This is a genomic window from Candidatus Woesearchaeota archaeon (assembly GCA_027858315.1).
Taxonomy (GTDB): domain Archaea; phylum Nanobdellota; class Nanobdellia; order Woesearchaeales; family UBA583; genus UBA583.
The window spans coordinates 1-2,788 of the sequence record JAQICV010000104.1 but is presented as its reverse complement, the minus strand read 5'-3'; the positions used below and the strand labels follow the sequence as shown (position 1 = coordinate 2,788).

At 30.5% G+C, this 2,788-nt stretch carries 4 protein-coding genes; 1 reads left to right on the top strand and 3 read right to left on the bottom strand.

Annotation, left to right across the window (positions count from 1 at the left end; all coding sequences use genetic code 11):
* Window positions 1-56 precede the first annotated feature (56 nt).
* Window positions 57-311 (top strand): hypothetical protein, encoded by a 255-nt coding sequence (locus PF569_10280; GenBank protein MDA3856620.1) that lies wholly within the window; start codon window positions 57-59, stop codon window positions 309-311.
* Here PF569_10280 and PF569_10275 read toward each other — a convergent pair.
* The 3 genes from PF569_10275 to PF569_10265 all read right to left on the bottom strand — a co-directional run.
* On the bottom strand, window positions 308-2,020 hold the full coding sequence (locus PF569_10275; protein ID MDA3856619.1) for a hypothetical protein: 1,713 nt from the start codon (window positions 2,018-2,020) through the stop codon (window positions 308-310). The two genes, PF569_10280 and PF569_10275, sit on opposite strands and share 4 nt — an antisense overlap.
* A gap of 106 nt (window positions 2,021-2,126) precedes the next feature.
* The gene (locus PF569_10270; GenBank protein MDA3856618.1) at window positions 2,127-2,408 is read right to left on the bottom strand and encodes a hypothetical protein; all 282 of its coding nucleotides are present in this window, start codon (window positions 2,406-2,408) and stop codon (window positions 2,127-2,129) included.
* Window positions 2,398-2,788 (bottom strand): hypothetical protein (locus tag PF569_10265; GenBank protein MDA3856617.1); only part of this gene is annotated, 391 nt, incomplete at its 5' end. The genes PF569_10270 and PF569_10265, both read right to left, overlap by 11 nt.

The window sequence follows — 2,788 nt, the reverse complement described above, 5'->3', positions numbered from 1 at the left end:
TGAAATGAACACCTTAATGGTTAGATTAAGCATATTTGTAGCAAAAAGTGATAAAAATGAGAACCAATAAAAACGAAAACGAATTTAGAGACAACTTAGTCAAAGCCACATTAATTTATATTTCAGTTTTTTTAATATCAACACAACTACAAAGTAAAGTTCTATTTATAATCATGAAAACAACCCTAAAACTAATAGGCGTAGCTCTTGGTTTTACTGGGGTCGTTTTGTATTTAATTTATTCTATCGCTCTTGCTAAAAAAAAGCGTGAAGATTTGAAAAATAAAGGCAACAAGAAACCAAAAAATTAAACTTCCACCCAGTCATTGTTATCTTCATCAACAACTGGTTTTTTCTTGTTAAACGATTCAGTTTTCTTGTTCTCATCAATCTTATGCTCAATAACATCAATCTCATCTTGGCTCAATTCATCCCTAACCTCGTTCAATAATTGCTTATTGTTCTTGGTTTTGGTAACAAGGTTTAGATTCAACTCAACTTTCTTTGTCTCGCTCGTGTCATTATTACTAACCACTTTTTCAAATGGCATCCTTAGACTAGTTATTGGGGTCGATGAAGTTGATACTAATTGGTTCTTCATATAAACATCATTAAACGAATTGAAAATCCTGTGCCTAGTAAACTTCATAAAATCTCCAACATCAGCATAACTAAGCCCAGTATAAAAAAACCTAAATCCAAATTGTCTTTTTTCTTTAACAAGGTCAAGTAAAATCTTTTTCAAAAAAGCTCCTCCTAGATATTTTTGTGTCTCATCGGCAAACAAATAAGTACATTTATCATCCCTACTATACAATATATCCTTAAATTTCTGTAAATACAAATAACAAGCAACTTCATAAAAAAAAGTGTCCTGAAATGTAAATATCGCAAAAAATTGTTTTCTTGTCTCTAAATCATCAAATATACTCCCTGACTTCCTAATCTTAACCTTTTTCATGAACTTGTCAATTGCATCCAAATCCTCTAATTTGTTAAGGTCTTTAAATACACTCAATTTCTCTTTCTCAATCTTTAGAATCTCGCTCACAGCCTGTTTAAATGTTTCGTGATTATCATACTCCACTTGAACAACACTAGCCTTAGCATCAGCCCCACCATAACCTTTAACCTCTAACAAGAAATTAACGCTCATTACAAAATCAAGTTCACTTAAATAAAAGTTTTTATCAGTAATTTGAAAATATCCCTCTTGCAGATAATTGCACTTGTTTTGATAAATTGGGTTAATGTTATTCATCATGGTCTCATTAAACGAGTTCTGAGTATCGAAGTAAATTATACGCCTAAAGTTTCCACCAAAAAGTATTTGCAATAACAATAAGTTAAGTGTGTAAGTTTTTCCACTACCTGTACTTCCTACACTTGCTAGGTTCACTAAATCCTTATGATTGAGCTTGTAATCATCATTAAAGTAAATATAATTTTCAAAATCATACTGCTTTAATAACTCAATGTTATTCTTCCCAAACAGAGAAGTGAACTTTTCTTCCTCGTTTCCAATTGACTTTATTTTTGTCTGTCTTGCAAACAATTTAATAATCAAATCAATAACTCGTAATGTATTTGTTTGTCTATACTGCAACTTAAAATAAATCTGCAATTCTTCGAGCGAATAAGTCTCCAAAATCTGTAACTTAAATATAGCAAACTTTGGATGCTCCTTAACAACATAACCACCAATTTCTCGCAAATCAATTTGTGTATAGTCTCCAAAATATACAAGAACTTGCTTATTTTGAAATTCTATGATAACAAAATCTCTTATCACCTCTTTGCAATATATATCTTCCTTGAAATCATTGATTATAAGGTCATACGAAGACTTTATTGAGTAATAGCTATTCTCTATTAGATAATCTCCAAAAAGCTCATAGAACTGCTCTAACAAGATATTTCTTTTAGCCCTAAATTTATTAAAATAACTGGGTCTATAATCCATGAAGTCCTCAATCTTCTTTGTCATTATATAATTTTTTATCTTAATTTCAGGACTCATTAATTCTAGCTTTGTGGATGTTTGCAATATATACTTATCAAGTATTAAATTGTCTCTATACTTGAAATAATTCCTAATGTTCTCAATGAGTTCGCCTATCATTTTATTATTTTACTCCGTACTTTTTTTTCAACATCTTTTTCTTGTTATCTAAATATTGCGAATAATACAATCCTATCATAAAATACGCAACAATTCCTACATTTTTTATCTTACCTAGCGTTTCATCATTATACACATCAAGCAACATCACAACAAATAGGGGAGATAAATATAAAAGCAATAATCTAACATAAAACATCACGCTAATTTTTTTATCATTGCTAGTTTTGACTGGCTCTTCAATAAAAACAATTTGTTCAGGCTTGTCACCCTTATCAGTTGTCATTATCATTGTCCTCTAATTGCTCAATAGCTGTTCTATCCTTTCCTCTTGATTTGTTTGTATAGTTATTGTAAGCAATAAGCACCACAACCCCAGCAACAATTATCATAACTATTGTATAGTTAACATTGCTCTTCTTTTTCCTCTCAGGCGGTTCTGTGTATTCACCATAATAAATTTTATTATTACCATCTTGTAATTGAATATAATAGGTCGAAACATCTTTTGTTTTATTGCACAACAATTTATAACTACTACCAATCACAAAAGAGTTAGCATGACATCCCATGTTAGTATCAAGAACTTTAACCTTTAGCGTATTCCCAGTTGGGTTTGTTATCTTAACATCAATCTTGTCCTTGATTTTCTCGTTAATCATCTGC

Coding starts and splice junctions, on each gene's coding strand:
- PF569_10280 (MDA3856620.1), top strand. CDS start 57: ATGAGAACCAATAAAAACGAAAACGAATTTAGAGACAACTTAGTCAAA.
- PF569_10275 (MDA3856619.1), bottom strand. CDS start 2,020: ATGAGTCCTGAAATTAAGATAAAAAATTATATAATGACAAAGAAGATT.
- PF569_10270 (MDA3856618.1), bottom strand. CDS start 2,408: ATGACAACTGATAAGGGTGACAAGCCTGAACAAATTGTTTTTATTGAA.